Origin of the sequence: Rhodococcus sp. 05-2256-B1 (assembly GCF_002258465.1) — a bacterium.
Classification (GTDB): Bacteria; Actinomycetota; Actinomycetes; order Mycobacteriales; family Mycobacteriaceae; genus Rhodococcoides; species Rhodococcoides fascians.
Genome location: NZ_NOZA01000031.1, coordinates 206,896 through 232,197, shown reverse-complemented (window position 1 = coordinate 232,197; position 25,302 = coordinate 206,896). Strand labels below are relative to the sequence as shown.

Sequence of the window (25,302 nt, the reverse complement as noted above, 5' to 3'; positions counted from 1 at the left end):
AATGGCAACGCTGGCGGATCGGCTCGACGATGTCCTCGGAGCGGCGGCTGCGGCACCGCTGGCCGAGGTGTTCGGCATCCATACCGTCGAAGACCTGCTGCGGCACTACCCGCACCGCTACATGACGCACGGTTCCGAGCTCGGCGAGAAGGAACCCCCCGAGGGGGAACACATCACCATCGTCGCCACCGTGGAATCGGCCACCCTGCGTTCGATGAAGAACCGCAACGGTCAATTCCTTGCCGTCACCCTTTCGGCCGACGGGCAGCGGATCGAAGCCACGTTCTTCAGCCCGCACAAGCTCAAGCACGTGGTCGTGCCCGGGCGGCGGGGCATGTTCTCGGGCAAGGTCAAGTATTTCGGTCGGCGGTGGAACCTCACCCACCCCAGTTACGTGATCCTCGGGGGCGACGACAACGACGGGGCCATCGTCCCCGCGGGTCGCATCGTCGGCGGTGGCACGCTGGCCGGCCTGGCGCGTGGCTCGGTCGATTCGTCCGGAGCCGTCGACATGTCGGTGTTCGACCGCGCCTTCGTACCTATCTATCCCGCGGCGAAAGATGTCGAGAGCTGGACATTCATGCGTTGCGTCCGGCAGGTACTCGACCAGCTGGACGACGTGGTCGATCCGCTCCCGGAATCGGTGCGCCGCGAGCGTGGCCTCATCGACATAGACGCCGCGCTGCGTTCGGTCCACTTTCCCGATACTGCGGCGGACAAGGACGCGGCCCGGGAACGATTGAAGTTCGACGAGGCATTGGCTGTTCAATTGGTACTCGCGGACCGACGACGCGACGCGTCCGACCGGGTAGCCGCGCGGTGCCCACCGATCACCGACGGCATCGCGGCGGAGTTCGATCGCCGGCTGCCGTTCGAGTTGACGGTCGGTCAGCACCAGGTTGCTGCGGAGATCGCCAACGACCTGTCGGGTCCGCATCCGATGTCGCGTCTGTTGCAGGGCGAGGTCGGCTCTGGTAAGACCATCGTCGCGTTGCGTGCCATGCTGCAGGTGATCGACGCCGGACACCAGTGCGCACTGTTGGCACCGACGGAAGTGCTTGCCTCCCAACATGCGCGATCGATTCGATCGATGCTCGGCACGCTGGCCGCCGGTGGCGAGCTGGGATCGCACGAGCTGGCCACCAAGGTGGCTCTGCTGACGGGGTCGATGTCCACTGCGGCAAAGCGATCGGCCCTGCTCGATGCCGTGACAGGTGATGCCGGGATCGTCATCGGCACCCACGCTCTCATCGAGGATCGGGTCGAGTTTCTCGACCTCGCGATGGTCGTCGTGGACGAGCAGCACAGATTCGGTGTGGAGCAGCGAGATGCCTTGCGCGCGAAGGCTCGTGGAAACACCAGCCCGCATCTCCTCGTGATGACGGCGACACCGATTCCGCGCACGATCGCGATGTCGACACTGGGGGACCTGGAGACGTCGGTACTGACGGAGCTTCCGCGCGGCAGGTCGCCGATCGTCAGCAACGTCGTCCCGGCCAGATCCAAACCCGGATGGGTGGATCGAGCCTGGCAACGGATTCACGAGGAGGTCGCGGCCGGCCGACAGGCCTACGTGGTCTGTTCTCGTATCGGTGACGGCGAGGATGCGGACACGGGCAAGAAGAGCGGAGCGGCGAAGAAGGCTGCGCCGAAAGTGGAGGACGGGCCGGAGACGACGGCTGCCGTGGATCTCTACGAGACGCTCTCCGCCGGGCCGATGGCCGATCTGCGTGTGGGGCTGCTGCACGGTCGACTGTCCGGTGACGACAAGGACATCACCATGTCGGAATTCAACGCGGGTGAGATCGACGTGCTCGTCTGCACGACGGTGGTCGAGGTGGGCGTGGATGTACCCAATGCCACGGTCATGGTGATCATGGATGCCGACCGCTTCGGCGTCAGCCAGCTCCACCAGCTGCGTGGGCGAATCGGCCGCGGCGGGCATCAGGGGCTGTGCATCATGATCAGCTGGCTCAGCCCGGGCGGTGGCTCGTTCGCTCGGCTCGAGGCTGTGGCCGCCACCAACGACGGGTTCGAGCTCGCCAAACTGGACCTGGCGACCCGCCGAGAAGGTGACGTGTTGGGAGCCGCGCAGTCGGGCACGGTGACCGGACTTCGGTTGCTCTCGTTCATCGACGACGAGGACATCATTTCCGACGCCCAGGATTGTGCCCGGTCGTTGTTCGCGCGGGACCCGTCTCTGGCCGACAATCCCGGCATCGCGTCGATGATGCGTTCGGCGTGGCGATCCGACAGAATCGACTACCTCGACAAGTCCTGACCCCGTCGCAGTCCGCACTGCACCGTTTCAGTAGCCGAAATTGAACAAAAGTTCCCGCATCGTGAGATCAGTACGCCTCCGGGGCTGTGTCTGCCGGGTAAGTTGAGCCAATGTTCTCCAAAGTTTTGGTTGCCAACCGCGGCGAGATCGCTATCCGCGCCTTCCGTGCGTCCTACGAACTCGGTGCCTCGACGGTGGCGGTGTTCCCGTTCGAGGATCGAAACTCGGTGCACCGAACGAAGGCCGACGAGGCTTATCAGATCGGGGAGAAGGGCCATCCCGTTCGGGCGTATCTCTCGGTCGACGAGATCGTCGCCGCCGCCAAGCGCAGCGGTGCCGATGCTGTGTACCCCGGCTACGGATTCCTTTCCGAGAACCCGGATCTCGCCGCCGCGTGTGTGGAGGCGGGCATCACGTTCGTCGGGCCCTCCGCCGATGTCCTCGAGCTGACCGGTAACAAGGCGCGTGCGATCGCCGCTGCGAAGGCCGCGGGACTACCGGTGTTGGCGTCGTCGGAACCGTCGTCCGATATCGACGAATTGGTCGCGGCATCGGAATCGATGACTTTCCCGCTGTTCGTCAAGGCCGTGGCAGGTGGCGGTGGTCGCGGAATGCGCCGCGTGGCCGAGCCCGAGCAACTACGCGAGTCCATCGAAGCTGCTGCGCGCGAAGCGGAGTCGGCGTTCGGCGATGCGACCGTGTTCCTCGAGCAGGCAGTGATCGACCCCCGTCATATCGAGGTACAGATCCTTGCCGACGGCCAAGGCAACGTCGTCCATCTCTTCGAGCGCGATTGCAGTGTGCAGCGTCGACACCAGAAGGTGATCGAGCTGGCCCCGGCACCCAACCTTCCTCAGGAATTACGCGAGAAGATCTGCGCCGACGCCGTGGCGTTCGCCAAGCAGATCGGCTATTCCTGCGCCGGTACCGTCGAGTTCCTTCTCGACACCCGCGGCAATCACGTCTTCATCGAGATGAATCCGCGAATTCAGGTGGAGCACACCGTCACCGAAGAGGTGACCGATGTGGACCTGGTGCAGTCGCAGTTGCGTATCGCCTCCGGTGAGACGTTGGCGGACCTGGGATTGCAGCAGGAAAACATCGTGTTGCGCGGTGCAGCGTTGCAATGCCGCATCACCACGGAGGATCCCGCCAACGGATTCCGGCCCGACGTCGGCCGCATCACTGCTTACCGCACCCCGGGCGGTGCCGGCGTGCGCCTCGACGGCGGCACGACGTTGGGTGCCGAGGTCGGTGCCTACTTCGACTCGATGCTCGTCAAGCTTACCTGTCGTGGCCGCGACTTCGACACTGCCGTGGCGCGCGCTCGACGTGCGGTGGCGGAGTTCAGAATTCGCGGTGTCGCGACGAACATCCCGTTCCTGCAGGCGGTTCTGGTCGACCCCGATTTCACCGCAGGACGCGTCACCACCTCCTTCATCGAGGAACGTCCGGAACTGCTGACGTCGCGTTCCTCGGGTGACCGTGGCACCAAGATCCTCACCTACCTGGCCGACGTGACGGTCAACAAGCCGCACGGGGAACGTCCCTCGCCGGTGTACCCGCACGACAAGCTGCCCGACATAGACTTCTCGGCTCCCATTCCCGACGGCTCCCGGCAACGGCTGCTGGCGCTCGGGCCGGAGGGGTTCGCCCGCGATCTGCGCAATCAGAAGGCGCTCGGTGTCACCGACACCACGTTCCGTGATGCCCATCAGTCGTTGTTGGCAACGCGTGTGCGCACCAGTGGTCTGCTCGGCGTAGCGCCGTACGTGGCGCGAACGACGCCGCAGTTACTCTCGATCGAGGCCTGGGGAGGGGCGACGTACGACGTGGCGTTGCGCTTCCTGCACGAGGATCCGTGGGAGCGGTTGGCGAGCTTGCGAGAAGCCGTGCCCAACATCGCGATTCAGATGTTGCTGCGCGGCAGGAACACCGTCGGATACACCCCGTACCCGGAGAAGGTCACCCGTAGCTTCGTCGCCGAGGCCACCGACACCGGAATCGACATCTTCCGTATCTTCGATGCGCTCAACAACGTCGATCAGATGCGTCCGGCGATCGATGCAGTGCGCGAAACCGGTACGGCCATCGCAGAAGTGGCACTGAGTTACACCGGCGACCTGTCCAATCCGAACGAGAACCTGTACACGCTCGACTACTACCTGAAGTTGGCCGAGCAGATCGTCGATGCCGGCGCGCACGTGCTGGCCATCAAGGACATGGCGGGTCTGTTGCGTGCCCCCGCGGCCAAGAAGCTGGTGACGGCGTTGCGGTCCAACTTCGATCTGCCGGTGCACGTGCACACCCACGACACTCCCGGCGGACAGCTCGCTACCTATCTCGCTGCCTGGGAAGCCGGAGCCGACGCGGTCGACGGTGCCTGTGCTGCGATGGCAGGAACCACCAGTCAGCCCGCGCTGTCGGCGATCGTCGCCGCGGCCGCGCACACCGAGCGCGACACCGGTCTCGACCTGCAGGCCGTCTGCGATCTCGAGCCGTACTGGGAGGCCGTGCGAAAGGTGTATGCGCCCTTCGAGTCCGGGCTGCCGGCACCGACCGGTCGCGTGTACACCCACGAGATTCCGGGCGGCCAGCTGTCGAACCTACGCCAACAGGCCATTTCGCTCGGTCTCGGTGATCGCTTCGAGACGGTCGAAGCCAATTACGCTGCGGCCGACCGCATGTTGGGTCGATTGACCAAGGTGACGCCGAGCTCGAAGGTCGTCGGCGATCTGGCTCTTGCGCTCGTGGGTGCGAATGCGTCCGCCGAGGAATTCGCCGAGGACCCCAGCCGGTACGACATCCCCGATTCCGTTGTCGGGTTCCTACGCGGCGACCTCGGAACCCCCGCCGGCGGCTGGCCCGAGCCGCTGCGCACCAAGGCGCTCGAAGGCCGAGGTGCGGGCAAGCCGGTGACGCCGCTGACCGACGAAGACGAGAAGAACCTCGACGGGACGTCGGCGCAACGCCGTACCACTCTCAATCGGTTGCTCTTCCCCGGCCCGACAGCGGAACTCGAAGCTCATCGAGAGAAGTACGGCGACACGACCCGATTGTCGGCCAACCAGTTCTTCTACGGTCTGCGTCAGGGCGAGGAGCATCGAGTCACGCTCGAGAAGGGCGTCGAACTGCTCATCGGACTCGAAGCGATCTCCGACCCGGACGAACGCGGTATGCGCACCGTCATGTGCATCCTCAATGGGCAGCTACGTCCGGTGTCGGTGCGCGATCGGTCCATCGCGAGCGAAGCACCCACGGTCGAGAAGGCAGACCGCTCCAACTCCGGACACATTCCGGCTCCGTTCGCCGGGGTGGTCACCCTGGCGGTCGAGGAGGGCCAGAAGATCTCGGCCGGCGACACCATTGCCACGATCGAAGCGATGAAGATGGAGGCAGCGATCACCGCACCGCGGGGAGGCTCGGTCACTCGTCTGGCGATCTCGGGCGTTCAGCAGGTGGAGGGCGGCGATCTGCTCGTCGTCATCGGTGGGGGGTCGACGGGCGAAGAGGCCGGGAGCGAATGACCCGGATCGTCGCGGGCGTTGCCGGGGGTCGCCGATTGGCGGTCCCTGGCCAAGGCACCCGGCCCACGTCGGAGCGGGTTAGAGAGGCACTGTTCAGTGCGCTCGAAAGTCGGATGGAGCTCGACGGGGCCGCGGTGTTGGATCTGTTCGCAGGGTCGGGTGCGCTCGGACTCGAAGCGCTCTCACGTGGGGCCGCGTCGGCAGTACTGGTCGAATCCGACGCACGGGCGGCCGCGGTAGTGCGCAAGAACATCGAATCGGTCGGCCTGACCGGAGCTTCGGTCAAGTGCGCGCCGGTGGCCTCGGTCCTGGCCGGCACCGCCGACGCGGCCTACGACCTGGTGTTGGCAGATCCGCCGTACGCCGTCACGGATACCGCCGTGGCCGGTCTCCTCGAGCGGCTCGTGAGCGGGGGATGGCTCTCGGTCGACGCGGTGGTCGTGCTCGAACGGTCGTCGCGTTCGCCCGAGACCGTATGGCCGACCGGGCTCGTGCCGGAGAAGTCGAAGAAGTACGGCGAGAGCCGAATCGAGATCGCAATCCGGTCAGGAGTGGAGCCTGCGGAATGACCGAAGTGGTCAGGAGTGGAGCCTGCGGAATGACCGAAGTGGTCAGGAGTGGAGCCTGCGGAATGACCGGGTTGGGTCAGGAGTGGAGCCGGCGGAATGAGCTGTCTCAGCTGATAGGTTCGCGGGCATGACTGGCGCACTGTGTCCTGGATCCTTCGACCCGGTGACCATCGGTCACCTGGATATCTTCGAGCGCGCGGCGGCCGCCTTCGACGAGGTGGTGGTGACGGTGATGGTGAACAAGAGCAAGAAGGGCATGTTCAGCGTCGAGGAGCGGATCGAGATGCTCGAGGTCGCGACCGAGCATCTGCCTAACGTTCGGGTCGGTTCGTGGTATGGCCTGCTGGTCGATTACGCACGGCAAGAGGGCTTTTCGGCGATCGTGAAGGGTCTTCGGAGTGCTGTCGACTTCGATTACGAGTTGCAGATGGCGCAGATGAACCGGACGCTGACCGGAGTGGACACGGTGTTCCTCCCTGCGAATCCGGCGCACAGTTTTCTGTCGAGCTCGTTGGTCAAGGAGGTGGCCACGTTCGGGGGAGACGTCACCGGTATGTTGCCGCCGTTCGTGCAGGACCGGTTGATGTCGCGTATCGCCGAGCGTGCCGCCCAGTAGTTCGATGGCGCAGTAGTTCGATGGCGCAGTAGTTCGATGGCCCAGTAGTTCGAAAGGGCGACACACCGGGTGGGTATAGCGCAGACCGGCGTATCGGCGGGCAGACTGAACAGCGAAGAACTGTGGGTGTCGTCTGCGGAGCAGATGCGTTCGCGGTGGCAGATTCGACGATTGGGGTAACCGGTGTACCGCGTATTCGAGGCGCTCGACGAGCTCGTCGCCATTGTCGAGGAGGCGCGCGGCGTTCCGATGACTGCCGGGTGCGTCGTCCCTCGCGGCGATGTCCTGGAATTGCTCGACGACGTACGTGACGCCATACCCGGCGAGCTCGACGATGCGCAGGACGTGTTGGATCATCGCGACAAGCTGGTGGGTGACGCGCGGGCGACGGCGGAGAAGACCGTCACCAGTGCGAACGCCGAAGCTCAGGACACGGTGGAGAACGCACGCGACTCGGCGGACCGCATTCTCGCCGACGCCAAAGCCCAGGCCGATCGCATGGTGTCCGAAGCGTCGGCGCATGCCGATCAGCTCGTGGCCGATGCCGAAGCCGAGGCCGAGCGAACGGTTCTCGAAGGCCAGCGTGAGTACGAGGCGCTGACCGTTCGCGCTCGCACCGAGGCCGATCGGATGATCGAGTCCGGTACGGCGTCGTACGAGCGGTCGGTCGCAGACGGCACCGCCGAACAGAACCGGCTCGTCTCGGAGACGGAGGTCGTGCAGGCGGCCCACGCCGAGTCGGCTCGGGTGATCGACAGCGCACACGCCGAATCCGATCGGATGCGCAGCGAGTGCGACGTCTACGTCGACACCAAGCTTGCAGAGTTCGAGGAGTTCCTCAGCGGCACCATTCGGTCGGTGGGTCGCGGTCGGCAGCAGTTGCGCACCGGCTCGGGCGTCCCGGACTACGGCAACGAACCGTACGGTGACACCTCCTACGGAAGTGCAGACCAGGGACGTCGTAGTCGGCACTGACCCGTCACGATTTGCTCACGTATGCGCAGATGCGTATCGTTGTGTGGTTGCTTACCGACAGTAGGCACACCGACAGTAAGGAAGATCAGCCGTGCCCCCGCCCAAGAGAACGACGCGTCCCGAACTGGACGCAGGATTCGTTCTGGACATTCTCAACCTCGGTCGTCGACCCGGGTCGACGAAAACCATCGAGCGGACGGTTCCGGCTCCTTCCCGAATCGGCCTCGATGCCATCGCCATCGAAGCCGGTGTACCGGTTTCGCTCGATCTGCAGTTGCAGGCGGTATCCGAGGGCGTTCTCGTCACCGGTTCCGTGCGAGCTGCCACGGCCGGTGAGTGCACGCGCTGCCTCGACCCGGTCACTGGCAATGTCGACGTCTACCTCACCGAGCTGTTCGCTTACCCGAACAGCATCACCGAGGAGACCACGGATGCGGACGAGATTCACCGTATCGTCGACGACCTGATAGATCTCGAACCCGTCATCGTCGACGCGGTCGGTCTGGAGCTTCCACTCCACCCCGTCTGCAGTGACGAGTGCGAGGGATTGTGCCCAGAATGCGGCGTTCGCCTGGCGATTGCTGAATCCGGCCACAGTCACGATACAATTGATCCTCGCTGGGCTGGACTTGCAGCCAAATTTGGCGTGGATCCAGAACCGAGCACAGAACTTGTGAACAACGAAGCCGAGGAGAAGTAAGTGGCTGTCCCGAAGCGCAAAATGTCGCGTTCCAACACGAGGTCGCGTCGTGCACAGTGGAAAACCACTGCGCCCACCCTCGTGACGTGCCCCAACCGTGGTTGCGGCGAGAAGACGCTGCCCCACATCGCGTGCCCTTCGTGCGGTACCTACAAGGGCCGCCAGGTCGTCGCAGCGGTCTGATTCCCGCTCAGGTGACAAACGAAGTAGTGGACCGACACAACGGCGGGCCACAGAACAATAGCTCCACTGCCGTCAGCGGCGGGGACGACCGAGAGTCGCTCCTCGCCGCTATCGGTGTTTCTCTGTCCGAACCCTTGTTGACGCTGGCTCTGACGCACCGGTCGTTCGCCTACGAGCACGGTGGTCTGCCGACCAACGAACGGCTCGAGTTCTTGGGCGACTCCGTGCTCGGCTTGGCGGTCACCGAGCACCTGTACGCGGTGCACCCCACCAAGTCCGAAGGACAGCTGGCCAAGATCAGAGCCAGTGTGGTCAACATGCATGCGCTCGCCGAGGTGGCTCGTGATCTCGGTGACGGCGGCCTCGGTCGTCATCTGTTGCTGGGTAAGGGCGAAGAGCAGACCGGCGGGCGCGACAAGCCCAGCATCTTGGCCGACGGTATGGAGTCCTTGCTGGGTGCCATCCACCTGCAACACGGAATCGATGTTGCCCGCACCGTGGTTCTGACACTGTTCGCCGGCTTGCTCGATCGGGCTCCCAAGCTCGGTGCGGGTCTGGATTGGAAGACCAGCCTGCAGGAGTTGACTGCGGAACGTGCACTGGGTGTCCCCGCGTACGAGATCTCGTCCACCGGACCCGACCACGACAAGGAATTCACGGCCACTGTGCTCGTCGGCGGATTCCCGCGCGGCGTCGGGGTGGGCCGGTCGAAGAAGGAAGCCGAGCAAAAGGCTGCCAGCACGGCGTGGAACTCGTTGTCGGACAACGAGACTCCTGTCGTTGCCGACTCCGCATCCGACTCTTCCTGATGCCCGAACTGCCTGAGGTCGAGGTGGTCCGGCTCGGCCTGGAATCTCACGTGGTCGGCAAGACGGTGCGCTCGGTGGAGGTACTGCACCCCCGCGCCGTACGGCGACACGACCTCGGCGGCCTCGATCTGATCGGCCAATTGCAGGGTCAGCGCATCGCCTCGGCCCAGCGGCGTGGCAAGTATCTGTGGCTGGTGATGGAACCCGGAGATTTCGCGACCGTCGTCCACCTGGGTATGAGCGGGCAGATGCTCGTGCAGCCTCCCACTGCCCCGGACGAGAAGCACCTGAGAATTCGAGCTCGCCTGGACGACGGTAGCGACCTCCGCTTCGTCGACCAACGGACCTTCGGCGGTTGGGCACTCGCTCCGATCGTGACGGTGAACGGAACCCAGGTACCCGAACCGGTCGCGCACATCGCCCGCGATCCTATCGACCCACTGTTCGATGCCGAATCGGTGGTGAACGTGTTGCGCGGCAAGCACACCGAGATCAAGCGGGCACTGCTCGACCAGACCGTGCTGTCCGGTGTCGGCAACATATACGCAGACGAAGCGTTGTGGCGCGCGAAGATTCACGGCAATCGAATCGCAGAAACACTGACGCGTCCCGCGCTGCGGCGTCTGCTGACCGGGGTCCACGCGGTGATGGGGGAGGCCCTCGCTCAAGGCGGAACCTCCTTCGATGCGCTGTACGTCAACGTCAACGGGCAGTCCGGCTACTTCGACAGGTCGCTCGATGCCTACGGGCAGGAAGGACTGCCCTGTTCGAGGTGCGGCGCACCGATCCGGCGCGAAAAATTCATGAACCGCTCCTCGTTCAGCTGCCCCACCTGCCAGCCGCGGCCGCGACACCTCCGGACCTGACCCCATTCCGCAGGCTTCACTCCTGAACCGCCCGCCTAGTATTTCGGTCATGGCAGAACAGAGCACGCCGACCAACCTCTGGGTCGAGCGCACAGGCACACGTCGATACACCGGTCGCAGTTCGCGGGGAGCCGAGGTGCTCATCGGTTCCGAGTCGGTCGAGGGCGTTTTCACTCCGGGGGAGCTGCTCAAGATCGCCCTCGCGGCGTGCACGGGCATGAGCTCCGACGTCCCGCTCTCTCGTCGACTCGGTGACGACTACTCCGCCACCGTCGAGGTGTCGGGGACCGCCGACCGCGAGAACGAGCTCTATCCCGAGTTGAACGAGATCCTTCGAGTCGACCTCAGCGCGATGGACCCCGAGGCGCAGCAACGCCTGCTGACCGTCGTCGAGCGTGCCATCGACAAGGTGTGCACGGTCGGGCGGACCTTGAAGGCCGGAACGACGATCAACCTGGACATCGACGTGGACGCCTGATGAAGTCTCGGGCGATCCTCACCGCTGCGTTGCTCTGCGGCGCGTCGATCGCCGCGGCCCCGGCCGCACAGGCGTCGAGTGCGTGCACTCCGTGGTCGGTGAGCACAGTGGCGTCGGGATTCGGGATGCTCGAGAATCTCGAGTTCGACGGCCGCGGCTCGATGATCGTTTCCGAGACGTCGCCGATCGGACCGGGTGCTCTACGTAGCGTCGCGCCGAACGGAGACCGGGGCACTCTGGTGTCGGGCGTCGAGTCACCCGGCGGCTTGGTGCGGGACGGAGACACCCTGTACTTCACCACCGGAAACAGTGCGGCCGCAGGACTTTTCGATTCCACTTCCGGAACGATCGACGCGCTCGATCTCGATACCGGCGGTCGCTCGACGTACGCGTCGGGCCTGGCGATGCCCAACGGACTGGCGAGATCGGAGACGGGTGATCTCTTCACCACCCGTAATCTGGGTGTCGCTGCAGGCCTGAGCCGGATCGCGACCGATCGCACCGTGTCGACGGTACGTACGGATCTGGGGTCTGCCAACGGGATTGCGATTGCGCGCGGGAAGATCTACGTGGGCAACACGTTCGATGTCGAGCCCGTCGTGTACGTCCTCGACGAGCAGGATCCGTCCGGTTCGGTCTCGCGTGTTCGCGTCGACGGATTCGGACCACTCACCATGTCGGACGATCTGACCGTGGGTGTCGACGGAATGATCTATCTCGCACAGAATCTCGCGGGACGAGTTGTTCGCATCGACCCGACGTCGGGGTCGTCGTGTGTCGTGGCGACAGGTGTGCCGCTGACATCCGCGGTCGCGTTCGGCGGGGTGGGATTCGACCCGACGTCGTTGTACGCAACGAGTTTCGACGGATCCGTCCGAGAGTTGAGCCCGGCATGAACGACGAGCGTCTGACGGCGTGGGTGCACGGCCTGGTGCAGGGCGTCGGGTTTCGGTGGTGGACTCGATCGCGTGCTCTCGAACTCGGTCTCGTCGGTCATGCGACCAACCACGCCGACGGACGGGTGCTGGTGATCGCCGAGGGACCGCGCGATCGTCTCGACGCGCTTCTCGAACTGCTACGCGGCGGTGGAACCCCCGGAACGGTGACGCTCGTCGTCGAGAGTTGGGGGTCGGCCCGCGGTGATCTGAGCGGTTTCGTCGAGCGCTGACCTGCACTACCGGAGGCTGGGCGCGCGGGTGGGCACCTGGCCGGTAAAGTACGGACGCTATGTATCTGAAGAGTCTGACGCTCAAGGGCTTCAAGTCCTTCGCTTCGGCGACGACTCTTCGATTCGAGCCCGGTATCACCTGCGTGGTCGGACCGAACGGCTCCGGCAAATCGAATGTCGTGGATGCTCTGACCTGGGTGATGGGCGAGCAGGGTGCCAAAGCCCTGCGCGGCGGCAAGATGGAAGACGTCATCTTCGCGGGAACCTCGGGTCGAGCGCCGCTGGGTCGGGCCGAGGTGACGCTGACGATCGACAACTCCGACGGAGCGCTGCCGATCGACTACTCCGAGGTATCGATCACCCGCCGCATGTTTCGCGATGGTGCGGGCGAGTACGAAATCAACGGAAGTTCCTGCCGTTTGATGGACGTCCAGGAGCTGCTGAGCGACTCCGGTATCGGGCGCGAGATGCACGTGATCGTCGGGCAGGGCCGGCTGGCGGCGATTCTCGAATCCCGCCCGGAGGACCGGCGAGCATTCATCGAGGAAGCTGCCGGCGTTCTCAAGCACCGCAAACGCAAGGAAAAGGCGGTCCGCAAACTCGACGCGATGCAGGCCAATCTCGCGCGACTGACCGATCTGACGACCGAACTGCGTCGGCAACTCAAGCCGTTGGGTCGGCAGGCCGAGGTCGCACGTCGAGCGCAGACGGTGCAGGCAGACCTGCGCGACGCTCGCCTACGGCTGGCGGCAGACGATTTGGTGGCCAGGCGAGAAGAATTCGCCAACCAGACGCAGGACGAGGAAGCGGCTCGCGAGCAGTACGCGATGGTGCAGGACGCCCTCGAGGCGGGGACCGTCGCCCTCGCCGAACACGAGCAAGCCGTCGCTCGCCTGACGCCCAGCGCCGAAGCAGCCGGGCAGACGTGGTTTCGACTTTCCGCGCTGGCCGAACGAGTCAACGCGACTGTTCGCATCGCGCACGAGCGGGCCCGGCACCTCGACTCCGTGCAGAGCGCCGGCCGAGGGCAGGACCCCGACGAGCTGGAGGCACAGGCCGAGCGGGTTGCCGAAGAAGAGATGGAACTCGTCGAAGCCGTGGAGATGGCGCGGGAAACCCTCGAAGCGGCCCGCGAACAGTTGGCCGAACGAGAGTCGGCGGCTGCGGCTGCGGAACGGGCGCACCTGGCGGCCGTGCGTGCGGTGGCCGATCGCAGGGAGGGCTTTGCACGCTTGTCCGGGCGGGTCGATACGTTCCGGACCAAGGTCGAATCTATCGACGCCGAGGTGGCACGCCTGTCGGTGGCCATCGACGAGGCCCGTGAACGGGGCGAGGCGGCCCAGCGCGAGTTCGAGAGCGTGCAGGACCAGATCGGCACCCTCGACGCCAGCGAACTGAGCTTGGACACCCACTACGAGCGTGCAGTGGCTGCGCTACGTCATGCCGATGCGCGTGTCTCGGAATTGCAGGCAGAGGAACGCACCGCGGGTAAGAGGGTGGCGTCCTTCGAAGCGAGGATCGAGGCGCTGACGATGGGCCTCGAACGAAAAGACGGTGCCGGCTGGTTGGTGGAGAACGAACAGGACGGACTGTCGGGACTGCTGGCCGGGCACCTGACGGTCGAGCCGGGATACGAGATCGCGGTCGCAGTCGCGATGGGACCGGCGGCCGACGCTGCCCATGCAGAGTCCTTCGCCGCTGCCCGCGATGCAGTCCTGGCGCTCCGCGCCGCGGACGGTGGTCGCGCTGCCATCGTGCACAGCAGTTCCGTTGCAGTGCAACCACTCTCGCGCCCCGAACTTCCTGATGGCGCGCGGTGGGTGCTCGATCTCATCGACTACCCGGACCGCTTGGCCGGTGCCATGACGGCATTGCTCGACGGCGTGGTCGCCGTCGACTCGCTCGACACCGCGCACCGACTCGTCTCCGACAACGGCCGACTGCGCGCGGTGACCAAGGACGGCGACGTCGTCGAACCCGGGTGGGTGACCGGAGGATCGGACCGACGGCCCAGCACGCTCGAAGTGCAATCCGCCATCGACACCTCGACCGTCGAGCTGGCTGCGGCCGTGCGCCGGGCCGAGGAACTCGATGCAGCCCTTTCCGGTGCACTCGCGGAACAGCGCGACCGACGTGAATCGGCGGAGCAGGCTCTGGCTGCCCTCAATGAATCCGATGCCGCAATGGCAGCTGTGTACGAGCAGCTGGGCAGGCTCGGTCAATTGGCGCGGTCTGCTCATGCCGAGTCGGCACGGTTGACGACGCAGCGTGATTCGGCAGAGACGAGTCGCGAGGAAGCGGTCGCTCGGCTGGCCGAGCTGGAAGACAGCCTGCGATCCGCCGAGGACGAACAATCCGGGTTCGTGGGAGACGGTGAGAGCGGCGACGCGGCCACCACGATGGAGCGTGAAATGGCGGCGGCCGCGCTCACCGAGGTTCGCGCCGTGGAAGTCGAAGCTCGGCTGAACGTGCGCACCGCGGAGGAGCGTGCGCAGTCGGTCCGGGGACGGGCAGATTCGCTACGCCGGGCGGCGCGAGCCGAGCGGGAGGCCAGAGCCAGGGCCGAGAGGGAGAGCGCGGCTCGGCGTCATGCTGCCGCGGTCGCTGCCGCAGTGGCGGAGTCGGGTCAAGAGCTCGCGACTCGTCTCGGGGCGGTCGTCGCTGCTGCCGCACGACGGCGCGACGAGCTCTCGGCCGAACGGACAACACGCACAGCCGAACTCGACACGGTGAAGGAGCAGGTTCGGGCACTGCAGGGACAGTTGGCCTCGATCACCGACGCGGTGCACCGCGACGAGGTGGCGCGTGCCCAGGCCGCCCTGCGCATCGAGCAACTCGAGACGACCATTCTCGAACAGCACGGGATCGGGCTCGACGATCTGGTGGCGGAATACGGCCCCGACGTCCCGCTGCCTCCGACCGAACTCGAAATGGCCGAGTACGAGGCGGCCAAGGAACGCGGTGAGCAGGTGGTGGCACCCGCCCCGATGCCGTTCGACCGCGCCACTCAGCAGGCGCGTGTCAAACGCGCCGAACGGGATCTGGCCACGCTCGGCAAGGTGAACCCGCTGGCTCTGGAAGAGTTCGCGGCACTGGAAGAGCGATACAACTTTCTGTCCACCCAGCTCGAGGACGTCAAGTCCGCGCGCAAGGACCTGCTCGGGGTCGTCGCCGACGTGGACGACCGCATCCTGCAGGTGTTCACCGAGGCCTGGCTGGACGTCGAGCGTGAATTCACCGGTGTCTTCGCCAAACTGTTCCCCGGGGGCGAGGGACGGCTGATTCTGACCGACCCGTCGGACATGCTCACCACCGGAATCGAAGTGGAAGCACGGCCGCCCGGCAAGAAGGTCAAGCGACTGTCGCTGCTGTCCGGCGGCGAGAAGTCGCTGACGGCCGTTGCGATGCTCGTGGCGATCTTCCGTGCTCGACCGTCGCCGTTCTACGTGATGGACGAGGTCGAAGCAGCGCTGGACGACACCAACCTGCGGCGACTCATCGGTTTGTTCGAGCAACTCCGCGAGAAGTCGCAACTGATCGTCATCACGCACCAGAAGCCGACGATGGAAGTGGCCGACGCCCTCTACGGCGTCAGTATGCGCGGTGACGGCATCACCACCGTCATCTCGCAGCGGCTCAATCGCGAGCGCGTCGCCGTCGATGCAGTCGAACCTGCCGTCGAGGCCGCCGAACCGGACGTGTCGGTGCCCAGCGACACCGATTCCGCGACGTGAGGCTGCGCTACTTCTCGGGGTAGAGCTGCTCGGCGTAGGAGGGCCCGTAGTACTCGCGGAGTTCTTCCACCGTTTCGGGTGCCTGCGGAATCAACGCTTTCGTCAAGGACGCGACATCGGGAATGGAGTCCGCATCCCACGTGTCCGGCTGCCACAACTTGGACCGCATGAATGCCTTGGCGCAGTGGTGGAACACCTGCTCGATGTCGACGACGAGGCACATGATGGGTCGGTGGCCCTTGACCTGTAGTTCGTCGAAGAACGGTGCGTCGGTCACCAGCGACGCGCGACCGTTGATGCGCAGGGTGTCGCCGCGCCCCGGCACGAAGAAGTTCAGGCCGACGAACGGATTCTCGAGAATGTTGCGGTAGCCGTCCATTCGACGATTACCGGGCCGTTCGGCCAGTGCGATCGTGGCCTCGTCGATGACGTGGACCAGGCTGCCGGGCGGATCACCCTTGGGGGAGACGTCGCACCGCCCGCTCGCGTCCGAGGTTCCCATCAGGCAGAAAGGCGAGGCCGCGAGCCATTGCACGTCGAGTGGATGCAGGGTCCGGCGATCCTTGTTAGCCGCCCGAAAGCTGGGTTCGCCGAACATGGCGGTCAGTTGGTCGGCGTCGCGCACCGTGGTCCACGTCATGGCGACGATGCTATCGACACGACCCGGACGGCGGACAGTCCATTTCGGCGATGCACCACCGATGCGTTCGGTCGTGACCACCTGAGAGGATGGTCACGTGAGTAATCAAGCGTGGATCATCGTCGCGGCGATCGCTGCCGTCCTGCTCGTCGTCCTCGTCGCCGGGTTCGTTCTGGCTCATCGCCGGAGAGTGTCCCTCAAGTCGGACGAGGCCGCCCGAATCGAGGACGCGGCCACCAAGGACAGATCCGGTGGCTACACCGCGGGCAGCGGTTTCTCGTTCAGTCAGGGCACTGCGACCGCCGAGCCCGTCCCGCCTGCCCCGAAGCCTGTCGAGACCTTCCCGGTCGAGCCGACGCCGGTGCCACCCACCCACACTCGGGACGAGCCGGAGGTCCTCGACCCCGAGGTTCCGGTCGTCGAGCCTCAGGTGCCGGTTGTCGAGCCCGCCGAGCCGGCCGAGCCCACCGCGCCTGCGGTGCCGGAACCCGCCCCGGACGCCGAGGCACCTGCTCCTCGACTGGACACCATCGATCCGACCGAGGGTCGGTTGGACCGTCTTCGTGGACGTCTGGCTCGTTCCCAGTCCGCGGTGGGCAAGTCCCTGCTCGGATTGCTCGGCGGCGGAGACCTGGACGAGGACTCCTGGGAAGAGGTCGAGGACACGTTGCTGATCGCCGACATCGGCTCGGCCACGACGACGGAGATCATGCGTACGCTGCGCGAGCAGATGGCAGCTCGCAGTATTCGTACCGAAGCCGATGCGCGAGCCCTGCTGCGGGAAATTCTGGTGGCGCAACTGCATCCGGAGTTCGATCGTTCGATTCGCGCGCTTCCGCACGACGGCGCGCCTGCGGTGTTGTTGGTCGTCGGAGTCAACGGCACCGGCAAGACCACGACCACCGGCAAGCTCGCCCGTGTCCTGGTCGCGGACGGCCGGCGAGTGCTCCTCGGTGCGGCCGACACGTTCCGCGCTGCTGCCGCGGATCAGCTGCAGACCTGGGCCGAGCGAGTCGGTGCCGAAGTGGTGCGCGGTAAGGAAGCCGCCGACCCGGCCGCCGTTGCCTTCGACGCGGTGAGCAAGGGAATCGAGAACGGAGTCGACGTGGTGCTGGTCGACACCGCAGGTCGCCTGCACACGAAGTCCGGTCTGATGGACGAGCTGAGCAAGGTCAAACGCGTCATCGAGAAGCGGGCCCACGTCGACGACGTGCTGCTCGTTCTGGATGCGACGGTCGGCCAGAACGGACTGACTCAGGCGCGCGTCTTCGCCGAGATCGTGGACATCACCGGTGTCGTGCTGACCAAGCTCGACGGAACCGCGAAGGGCGGCATCGTTTTTCAGGTACAGCGGGAACTCGGGGTACCCGTCAAGCTCGTCGGTCTCGGCGAAGGTGCCGACGATCTGGCTCCGTTCGAGCCAGGGGCGTTCGTCGACGCACTGCTCGGTTGATCGACCTCGCCGGGCTCCCGCGAACCGGGTAAAAAGCACAAACGCCAGCACGAAACCTTTTAGCAACAGAATTCGGTCATGCGTTCACATGCCCGAAACACCCGAGTGTCACGGATGAAACTTCGTGAAACCACTCTTCTTGCGTAACGGCGCGCCAACCGGTGTGCAGGAGAATGGAGGGTGTACGTGAGTCCCGAGGATATGTTGGCCAACTCCGGCAACGCCGCGTGGATGCTGATGGCAGCATCGCTGGTACTGCTGATGACGCCGGGCTTGGCGTTCTTCTACGGCGGTATGTCGCAGTCGAAGTCCGTGTTGAACATGATGATGATGTCGTTCGGAGCTATGGCCGTCGTCTCGATCATCTACTTCCTGTGGGGATGGTCGATGTCCTACGGCACCCAGGACATCGGCGGTATCTTCGCCAACCCGTTCGAGTTCTTCGGACTCAAGGATTCGATCACCGACGCGGACGGCAACTACATCGCCGGCGCATGGGGTTACGCCAACGTCATCGACGTAGCGTTCCAGGTCACGTTCGCCATCATCACGGTCGCCCTGATCAGCGGCTCGATCGCCGGTCGAGTCAAGTACGGCACCTGGCTCGCCTTCGCCGGAATCTGGGTCACCCTCGCGTACTTCCCGCTGGCACACATGGTCTGGGGTGGTGGGCTGCTGTCGGGCTCCGAGAAGGGCTTGGCCGCAAAGATTTTCGGAACGATGGTCAACGACGACGGTGACACCGTCGCCAACGTCGCACCGATCGACTTCGCCGGTGGAACCGTCGTGCACATCAACGCCGGTATCGCAGGCCTGATCCTGGCGATCATCATCGGCAAGCGAGCCGGATTCGGCAAGGTCGCCTACCGTCCGCACAACCTTCCGTTCGTCATGCTCGGCGCAGCGCTGCTGTGGTTCGGCTGGTTCGGATTCAACGCCGGTTCGGCATTCGCCGCCGACGGCATCGCAGGCGTGGCCTGGGTCAACACCACCGCGGCCACCGCAGCGGCCATCGCAGGCTGGCTCATCACCGAGCGCATCCGCGACGGACACGCAACCAGCCTCGGTGCCGCATCGGGCATCGTCGCAGGTCTGGTCGCCATCACCCCGGCCGCCGGCGCGCTCACCCCGGTCGGAGCCATGATCCTCGGCGTCATCGCCGGCGTGCTGTCGGCTCTCGCCGTCGGACTGAAGTTCAAGTTCGGCTACGACGACTCGCTCGACGTCGTCGGCGTCCACCTGGTCGCAGGCCTGTGGGGCACCATCGGAATCGGCTTCCTCGGATCCGAGACCGGCCTGTTCTACGGTGGTGACTACAAGCAGCTCGTCGTGCAGATCGTCATCGCGTTGTTCGCATTGATCTTCACGGCAATCGTGACCGCGGTCATCGCCTTCGCTCTGAAGCCGCTGGGCTGGCGCGTGACGGACGAGGAAGAGGCGAACGGCATCGACGAGGCCGAGCACGCCGAGACTGCATATGATTTCGCCTGACAAGGTAGAGATAGAGATGAACGCTGCACCGTACGACAACGGGCACTCGAGGTCTTGTGAAGGGAAGCAAAAATGAAGCTGATCACGGCAATCGTCAAACCGTTCACCCTGGAGGACGTCAAGACGGGGCTGGAACAGGCCGGCGTGCTCGGAATGACCGTCAGTGAGGTTCAGGGCTACGGCCGCCAGAAGGGCCACACCGAGGTCTACCGAGGTGCGGAGTACTCGGTCGATTTCGTTCCGAAGGTGCGTGTCGAGGTAGTCGTCGACGACGCCGCAGTGGAGAAGGTCGTCGAGGTCATCGTCGAAGCAGCCCGCACCGGCAAGATCGGTGACGGCAAAGTGTGGGTTTCCCCGGTGGATTCGGTCATCCGAGTCCGTACCGGAGAACGTGGCGCCGATGCGCTCTGACCCCACAGGGTCTCGGTCCGGGGGCCCCGGTTCTGGCGCACGCGCGCCAGAACCGGGGCCTTCGGTCTCTACGGGCTCCGCATCGAAGGGCACGAGCGATGCAGCTGCGGATCTCGCTCGGGCCAGAAAGCAACTGCTCGACGGCGGCACCCGCAACCGCCGACTCGATGCGCCCTCGCTCAGGCAGGCGCTCGTCGATCTTCACGAGTTCTGGCTGACCACCAAGGGCGCAGAACTGGGCGTGAAGCCGGATTCCGGTTTCGCGATAGTCGCAGTAGGAGGTCTGGCGCGTCGCGAACTGCTGCCGTACTCCGACCTGGACTTGATTCTGTTGCACGACGATCTCGACCCCCGCATCGTGGCCGACGTCGCCGACAAGCTCTGGTATCCGTTGTGGGACGCCCACATCAAGCTCGATCACAGTGTGCGTACCGTGCCGCAGGCCCTGCAGGTTGCCGCGGCGGACATGACCGCAGCACTCGGCATGCTCGAAGCACGCCACATCGCCGGTGACGTGGAATTGAGCAACCTGTTGATCGGTGGCATACGTCGGCAGTGGCGCACCGGAATTCGCGGTCGCTTCGACGAGCTGATCGGCCAGACTCAGGGGCGCTGGGCACGGAGCGGCGAGATCGCACACCGTGCCGAACCCGACCTCAAGAGCGGCCGCGGCGGGCTGCGCGACGTGCAACTGCTCGACGCCCTCTCGATTGCTCAGTTGACCGATGGCATGCCCGGGTTGGGACCCGAATCACCCGGCGGCGGTTTGGCATTCGCGCACGGGCGACTTCTCGACGTGCGTACCGAACTTCACCGGGTGGCCGGTCGTGCCCGAGATCAGCTGCGTGCGCAGGACGCCGACGAGATCGGTGCTGCGCTTCGCATCGGCGATCGGTTCGATCTCGCTCGTGTGCTCAGCGATTCGGCACGCACCATCAGCTACTCGGTCGATGTGGGTTTGCGTACCGCCGGCAATTCGCTTCCGCGACGCGGTCTTTCGCGTCTACGTCGCGTACCCGTTCGCCGTCCGCTGGACGAGGGAGTCGTCGAGCACGCGGGCGAGGTGGTGCTGGCACGCGATGCACGACCGAACAAGGATCCGGGTCTGATCATGCGGGTTGCGGCAGCGTCGGCTCAGACCGGCATGCCGATGTCTGCCTCCACGCTCAACCGTCTGTCCGACAGCGCCCCCGAACTCCGTGAGCCGTGGCCCAAGGAAGCACTCAACGATCTGTTGGTGCTGCTGGGATCCGGCCGCAAGGCCATCGCGGCCATCGAGGCGCTCGATCGAACCGGATTGTGGGGCAGGCTGATTCCGGAATGGGGTGCGGTTCGAGATCTCCCGCCTCGAGATGCGGTGCACACCTGGACGGTGGATCGACACCTGGTCGAAACTGCCGCGTACGCAAGTGCATTGACCACACGTGTCGCTCGTCCCGATCTGCTGGTGCTCGGCGCGCTCGTCCACGACATCGGAAAGGGACGCGGCGGCGACCACAGCGTCGTCGGTGCCGATCTCGCCGTTCAGATCGGTAACCGGCTCGGCTTGTGGCCCTCCGACGTGGCCCTGCTGACGGCAATGGTCCGCTATCACCTCTTGCTGCCGGAGACTGCCACCCGGCGCGATCTGGACGACCCGGCAACCGTGCAGACCGTCGTGGATGCGCTCGGTGCGGACACCGTTCTGCTGGAGCTTCTGCATGCACTCGCCGAGGCGGACTCTCTCGCGACCGGACCCGGGGTGTGGGGGGACTGGAAGGCGTCGCTGATCCGTGAACTCGTTCGTCGTTGTCGGCTGGTGATGGCGGGAGAGACTCTGCCGTCGCCGGATCCGCTCGACCCGGCGCACATCGAGTTGGCCTCGCGCGGGGGAGTGCACGTCGACATCACGCCCACCGACGGTCTGCACACCTTCGTCGTGACCGTGGTTGCACCCGATACTCCGGGACTGCTGTCCGACGCGGCCGGAGTGCTGGCACTGCATTCCTTGCGGGTGCTGTCGGCCTCGCTCGGCAGTCACGACGGTTCGGCGATCAACTCGTTCGATGTCGCACCCTTGTTCGGTGCTCCACCGCAGGCGGGGTTGATCCGGCAGGAGATCATCCGTGCGCAGGCGGGCGAGCTCGACCTCGTCGCCGTGCTCGACGCGAAGGAACGAGACGCCCGCGTCGAGACCTCGGACGAGGACGGCGAGGATTCGGCTGTGCCGGTCCTGTACGCCCAGGCTCCGCCTCGGGTGCTGTGGTTCGACGACAACGAACCGGGTCAGGTCGTGCTCGAACTGCGAGCCGAGGACCGCCTCGGCCTGCTGTGTCGATTGGCGAGCGCAATCGAGCAGCAGGGATTCGATATTCGCTGGGCGCGGGTATCGACGCTGGGTAGTTCTGTGGTCGATTCCTTCTGCGTCGACTTGGCCGGCGCGGACAGTCGGGCTGTGCGCGAGGATCTCGAACGCGCGCTCCTCGCCGTCGTGCCATCGCCGGAACCGCCCAAACCCCCGGAAAAGCCCGAGGGCACTTGACCGTTGGTCGGAAGTTCGTCGGAAACCGACATGCCGTGGTGACATTTCACGAACTTCCGGCCGATGGGTTTACCCCCGAGACCGATTTGTTATGTTCGTCACCTGACGCAGCAGGCCCTTCGGGCCGAACTGCCGGCTCCGCTGCTCGAACGTCTCGTCGTTCCTGCAGGCTCCAATTCTGACATTTCGAGAGGCGCGCACTGTGGGATCACACCGACGGTCGAACATCTACGTACCGGCCGAGACGGCATCGGGTACGCCCGGTGGCAAGCATCGCGCCGCGGAGGAAGTTCAGGACACCGGCAGGCGTGCGGCCACCATCGTCGCCGCAACCGGCGCCATCGTCGTCGGCGCGACCACCATGGGCGCGGGCACCGCAGGCGCGGCACCCGTCCCGGAACCGCCCGCGGCCGGATTCCCCTTCGCCGTCCCGGAGGGTGTGCTGCCTGCCGGATTCGAGCTGCCCCAGTTCGTACCACCGCAGTTCGTGCCACCGCAGTTCGAGTTGCCGCAGTTCGCGCCGCCTTTCGGTGCGGCGCCGCAGGCCGCACCGGACTTGGCTCCGGCCCCACAGACCGATCCTTCGGCAGTCCCGTCGGACGCCGCGACACAGGCACCGACTCCGGGACCGCTCGCCGCTCTCGGCCCCGAGGTGGACGCCGCGGCCCAGCAGTGGCTCGACGACGTCGGACTCGGTGGAACTGGTGCCGGGCCGGCGTCGCCGCTCGAGAGTCTGCGTTCGTTGAAGAAGGCGACGGTCCAGCCCGTCGCCGGAGTGTTGACGTCGAACTTCGGTTCGCGGTGGGGCACTCAGCACAGCGGACTGGACATCGCCGCCCCGATCGGCACGCCCATCTATGCTGCAGCCGACGGCACGGTGTCCGATGCGGGACCGGCGTCAGGTTTCGGACTCTGGGTCAAGGTTCTGCACGACGACGGCACCGAGACCATCTACGGTCACGTCAACGACTTCTCGGTGCAGCCCGGTCAGCGGGTCACAGCCGGAGAGCAGATCGCAACTGTGGGCAATCGCGGTCAGTCGACCGGCCCGCACCTGCATTTCGAGGTGCACGATCCCGCCGGCGTCAAAGTCGATCCCGCACAGTGGCTCTCCACCCGCGGCGTGGCTGTGACGTGGAGTGATTCGGCAAGCAAGGCCTGACCGGTCGCACCGCACCGAACGGACTCACTGCCCGACGCCCTGAGCGAGGATAAGGTGGGCTGGCGTTAGTCTGGTGACAACGCCGGACTCGGTCTGGTGACAGTGCCGGACTCGGCTCGTTTTCGGTGATCGGCTAGCTCAGGAGTGCAATCGGTGTTCGAATCCCTTTCCGACAGGTTGACCGGGACTCTCAAGGACCTGCGTGGCAAAGGTCGACTGTCCGGTGCGGATATCGACGCCACAGCCCGCGAGATCCGACTGGCCCTGCTCGAGGCGGACGTGGCGTTGCCCGTCGTGCGGGAGTTCATCAACCGCATCAAGGTCCGCGCCAAGGGTGCCGAAGTATCGGGCGCACTCAACCCGGCTCAGCAGGTCGTCAAGATCGTCAACGAGGAACTGGTCGGCATCCTCGGCGGCGAAACACGCAGACTGGTGTTCGCCAAGAACCCGCCCACCGTCATCATGCTGGCCGGCCTGCAGGGTTCCGGTAAGACGACCTTGGCGGGCAAGCTCGCCAAGTGGCTGAAGGGGCAGGGGCACACCCCGCTTCTCGTCGCCTGTGACCTGCAACGTCCCGGTGCCGTCAGCCAGCTCCAGATCGTCGGCGAACGGGCAGGCGCGGCAGTCTTCGCCCCGCACCCGGGCACGTCCATCGGCGGTGGCGAGAACGCGCTCGGCGTGTCGGCCGCGGACCCGGTCGAGGTGGCCCGCGCCGGAGTGGCCGAGGCTCGCAGCAAGCAGTACGACGTGGTCATCGTCGACACCGCAGGCCGTCTCGGTATCGACACCGAGCTGATGAGCCAGGCCGCCGGTATTCGCGACGCGGTCGAGCCGGACGAAACCTTGTTCGTTCTCGACGCCATGGTCGGCCAGGACGCCGTCAGTACCGCCGAGGCGTTCCGCGACGGAGTCGGCTTCACCGGTGTCGTGCTGACCAAGCTCGACGGCGATGCCCGCGGCGGCGCAGCACTGAGCGTGCGCGAGGTGACCGGGCAGCCCATCATGTTCGCGTCGACCGGCGAGAAGCTCGAAGATTTCGACGTCTTCCACCCCGACCGCATGGCCAGTCGCATCCTCGGCATGGGCGACGTGCTCAGCCTCATCGAGCAGGCCGAGCAGCACTTCGACGCCGAGCAGGCCGAGGCCACCGCCAACAAGATCGGCTCCGGCCAGCTCACGCTCGACGACTTCCTCGAGCAGATGATGGCCGTTCGCAAGATGGGGCCGATCGGAAATCTGTTGGGAATGTTGCCCGGCGCGGGCCAGATGAAAGAACTGGCCAATGTTGACGAGAAGCAACTGGACCGGGTGCAGGCGATCATTCGCGGCATGACGCCGCAGGAGCGCACCGATCCGAAGATCATCAATGCCTCCCGACGACTGCGGATCGCGAACGGCTCGGGCGTGAAGGTCTCCGACGTCAACCAATTGGTCGATCGGTTCTTCGAGGCACGCAAGATGATGTCGGCGATGGCCGGTCGGATGGGTATGCCGGGTGCGCGAAAGCAGGTGCGCAACAACAAGAAGGGCAAGAAAGGCAAGAAGGGTGCTCGCGGGCCCACACAGCCGAAGATCCGCGGCGGGTTCCCCGGAATGCCGGGTGGAATGCCTGCCGGAATGCCCGACCTGTCGTCGATGCCCAAGGGCCTCGATCAATTGCCGCCGGGACTCGAGGGAATCGATCTCTCGCAGCTGAAGCTGCCGAAGAAGTAAGCGGG

20 protein-coding genes are annotated in these 25,302 nt (G+C 65.4%); 19 read left to right on the top strand and 1 reads right to left on the bottom strand.

Translation table 11 applies throughout. The features are described from left to right. The first annotated feature begins 1 nt into the window (after nucleotide 1). The 13 genes from recG to smc all read left to right on the top strand — a co-directional run bounded on the left by recG (nucleotide 2) and on the right by smc (nucleotide 15,906). On the top strand, nucleotides 2-2,281 hold the full coding sequence (gene recG, locus CH285_RS21085) for an ATP-dependent DNA helicase RecG (RefSeq protein WP_094643034.1): 2,280 nt from the start codon (nucleotides 2-4) through the stop codon (nucleotides 2,279-2,281). Between the two features lie 110 nt (nucleotides 2,282-2,391). Then, complete coding sequence (locus CH285_RS21080; RefSeq protein ID WP_094643033.1) at nucleotides 2,392-5,808, top strand: pyruvate carboxylase; 3,417 nt, start codon at nucleotides 2,392-2,394, stop codon at nucleotides 5,806-5,808. Beyond that, nucleotides 5,805-6,377, top strand: a complete 573-nt coding sequence (rsmD, locus tag CH285_RS21075) for a 16S rRNA (guanine(966)-N(2))-methyltransferase RsmD (RefSeq protein WP_027496669.1) — start codon at nucleotides 5,805-5,807, stop codon at nucleotides 6,375-6,377. Before CH285_RS21080 ends, rsmD begins: the two co-directional genes overlap by 4 nt. 127 nt (nucleotides 6,378-6,504) lie before the next feature. After that, nucleotides 6,505-6,993, top strand: coding sequence for a pantetheine-phosphate adenylyltransferase (gene coaD, locus CH285_RS21065; protein WP_027496670.1), 489 nt, complete (start codon nucleotides 6,505-6,507; stop codon nucleotides 6,991-6,993). Between the two features lie 183 nt (nucleotides 6,994-7,176). Next, nucleotides 7,177-7,968, top strand: a complete 792-nt coding sequence (locus CH285_RS21060) for a DivIVA domain-containing protein (RefSeq protein WP_045841865.1) — start codon at nucleotides 7,177-7,179, stop codon at nucleotides 7,966-7,968. A gap of 91 nt (nucleotides 7,969-8,059) precedes the next feature. Next, nucleotides 8,060-8,668 (top strand): YceD family protein, encoded by a 609-nt coding sequence (locus CH285_RS21055; RefSeq protein WP_027496671.1) that lies wholly within the window; start codon nucleotides 8,060-8,062, stop codon nucleotides 8,666-8,668. Next, nucleotides 8,669-8,851 carry a 50S ribosomal protein L32 gene (gene rpmF, locus CH285_RS21050; RefSeq protein WP_032397784.1) on the top strand — a complete coding sequence of 61 codons (183 nt, stop codon included), beginning with the start codon at nucleotides 8,669-8,671 and terminating at the stop codon, nucleotides 8,849-8,851. Between the two features lie 26 nt (nucleotides 8,852-8,877). Further along, nucleotides 8,878-9,660, top strand: coding sequence for a ribonuclease III (rnc, locus tag CH285_RS21045; protein ID WP_027496672.1), 783 nt, complete (start codon nucleotides 8,878-8,880; stop codon nucleotides 9,658-9,660). Continuing rightward, nucleotides 9,660-10,526: a bifunctional DNA-formamidopyrimidine glycosylase/DNA-(apurinic or apyrimidinic site) lyase gene (gene mutM, locus CH285_RS21040; protein WP_027496673.1), complete on the top strand. Its 867-nt coding sequence runs from the start codon at nucleotides 9,660-9,662 to the stop codon at nucleotides 10,524-10,526. Before rnc ends, mutM begins: the two co-directional genes overlap by 1 nt. Nucleotides 10,527-10,575: 49 nt before the next feature. After that, complete coding sequence (locus tag CH285_RS21035) at nucleotides 10,576-11,004, top strand: OsmC family protein (RefSeq protein ID WP_032400562.1); 429 nt, start codon at nucleotides 10,576-10,578, stop codon at nucleotides 11,002-11,004. Further along, nucleotides 11,004-11,900: an SMP-30/gluconolactonase/LRE family protein gene (locus CH285_RS21030; protein WP_094643032.1), complete on the top strand. Its 897-nt coding sequence runs from the start codon at nucleotides 11,004-11,006 to the stop codon at nucleotides 11,898-11,900. The genes CH285_RS21035 and CH285_RS21030 overlap by 1 nt, the downstream gene beginning before the upstream one ends. After that, nucleotides 11,897-12,172 (top strand): acylphosphatase, encoded by a 276-nt coding sequence (locus CH285_RS21025; RefSeq protein WP_027496676.1) that lies wholly within the window; start codon nucleotides 11,897-11,899, stop codon nucleotides 12,170-12,172. Before CH285_RS21030 ends, CH285_RS21025 begins: the two co-directional genes overlap by 4 nt. Nucleotides 12,173-12,231: 59 nt before the next feature. Then, nucleotides 12,232-15,906 (top strand): chromosome segregation protein SMC, encoded by a 3,675-nt coding sequence (smc, locus tag CH285_RS21020; protein ID WP_094643031.1) that lies wholly within the window; start codon nucleotides 12,232-12,234, stop codon nucleotides 15,904-15,906. 7 nt (nucleotides 15,907-15,913) lie between these two features. Here the strand turns inward: smc and CH285_RS21015 are convergent, their stop codons facing one another. Continuing rightward, nucleotides 15,914-16,546: an MSMEG_1061 family FMN-dependent PPOX-type flavoprotein gene (locus CH285_RS21015; protein ID WP_094643083.1), complete on the bottom strand. Its 633-nt coding sequence runs from the start codon at nucleotides 16,544-16,546 to the stop codon at nucleotides 15,914-15,916. A 97-nt stretch (nucleotides 16,547-16,643) separates the two neighbouring features. Here CH285_RS21015 and ftsY point away from each other — a divergent pair, with 97 nt between their 5' ends. The 6 genes from ftsY (at nucleotide 16,644) to ffh (ending at nucleotide 25,297) form a co-directional block, all read left to right on the top strand. Continuing rightward, nucleotides 16,644-17,999, top strand: a complete 1,356-nt coding sequence (gene ftsY, locus CH285_RS21010) for a signal recognition particle-docking protein FtsY (protein WP_094643030.1) — start codon at nucleotides 16,644-16,646, stop codon at nucleotides 17,997-17,999. Nucleotides 18,000-18,185: 186 nt separating this feature from the next. Then, nucleotides 18,186-19,490: an ammonium transporter gene (locus tag CH285_RS21005; RefSeq protein WP_371832919.1), complete on the top strand. Its 1,305-nt coding sequence runs from the start codon at nucleotides 18,186-18,188 to the stop codon at nucleotides 19,488-19,490. A gap of 72 nt (nucleotides 19,491-19,562) precedes the next feature. Further along, a complete protein-coding gene (locus tag CH285_RS21000; protein WP_019664269.1) occupies nucleotides 19,563-19,901 on the top strand; it encodes a P-II family nitrogen regulator in 339 nt (112 codons plus the stop codon). Further along, nucleotides 19,891-22,422: a [protein-PII] uridylyltransferase gene (locus CH285_RS20995; RefSeq protein WP_094643082.1), complete on the top strand. Its 2,532-nt coding sequence runs from the start codon at nucleotides 19,891-19,893 to the stop codon at nucleotides 22,420-22,422. Before CH285_RS21000 ends, CH285_RS20995 begins: the two co-directional genes overlap by 11 nt. A gap of 202 nt (nucleotides 22,423-22,624) precedes the next feature. Continuing rightward, nucleotides 22,625-23,584, top strand: coding sequence for a M23 family metallopeptidase (locus CH285_RS20990; protein ID WP_094643029.1), 960 nt, complete (start codon nucleotides 22,625-22,627; stop codon nucleotides 23,582-23,584). A 153-nt stretch (nucleotides 23,585-23,737) separates the two neighbouring features. Next, complete coding sequence (gene ffh, locus CH285_RS20985; protein ID WP_032366589.1) at nucleotides 23,738-25,297, top strand: signal recognition particle protein; 1,560 nt, start codon at nucleotides 23,738-23,740, stop codon at nucleotides 25,295-25,297. The last annotated feature ends 5 nt before the right edge of the window (nucleotides 25,298-25,302 follow it).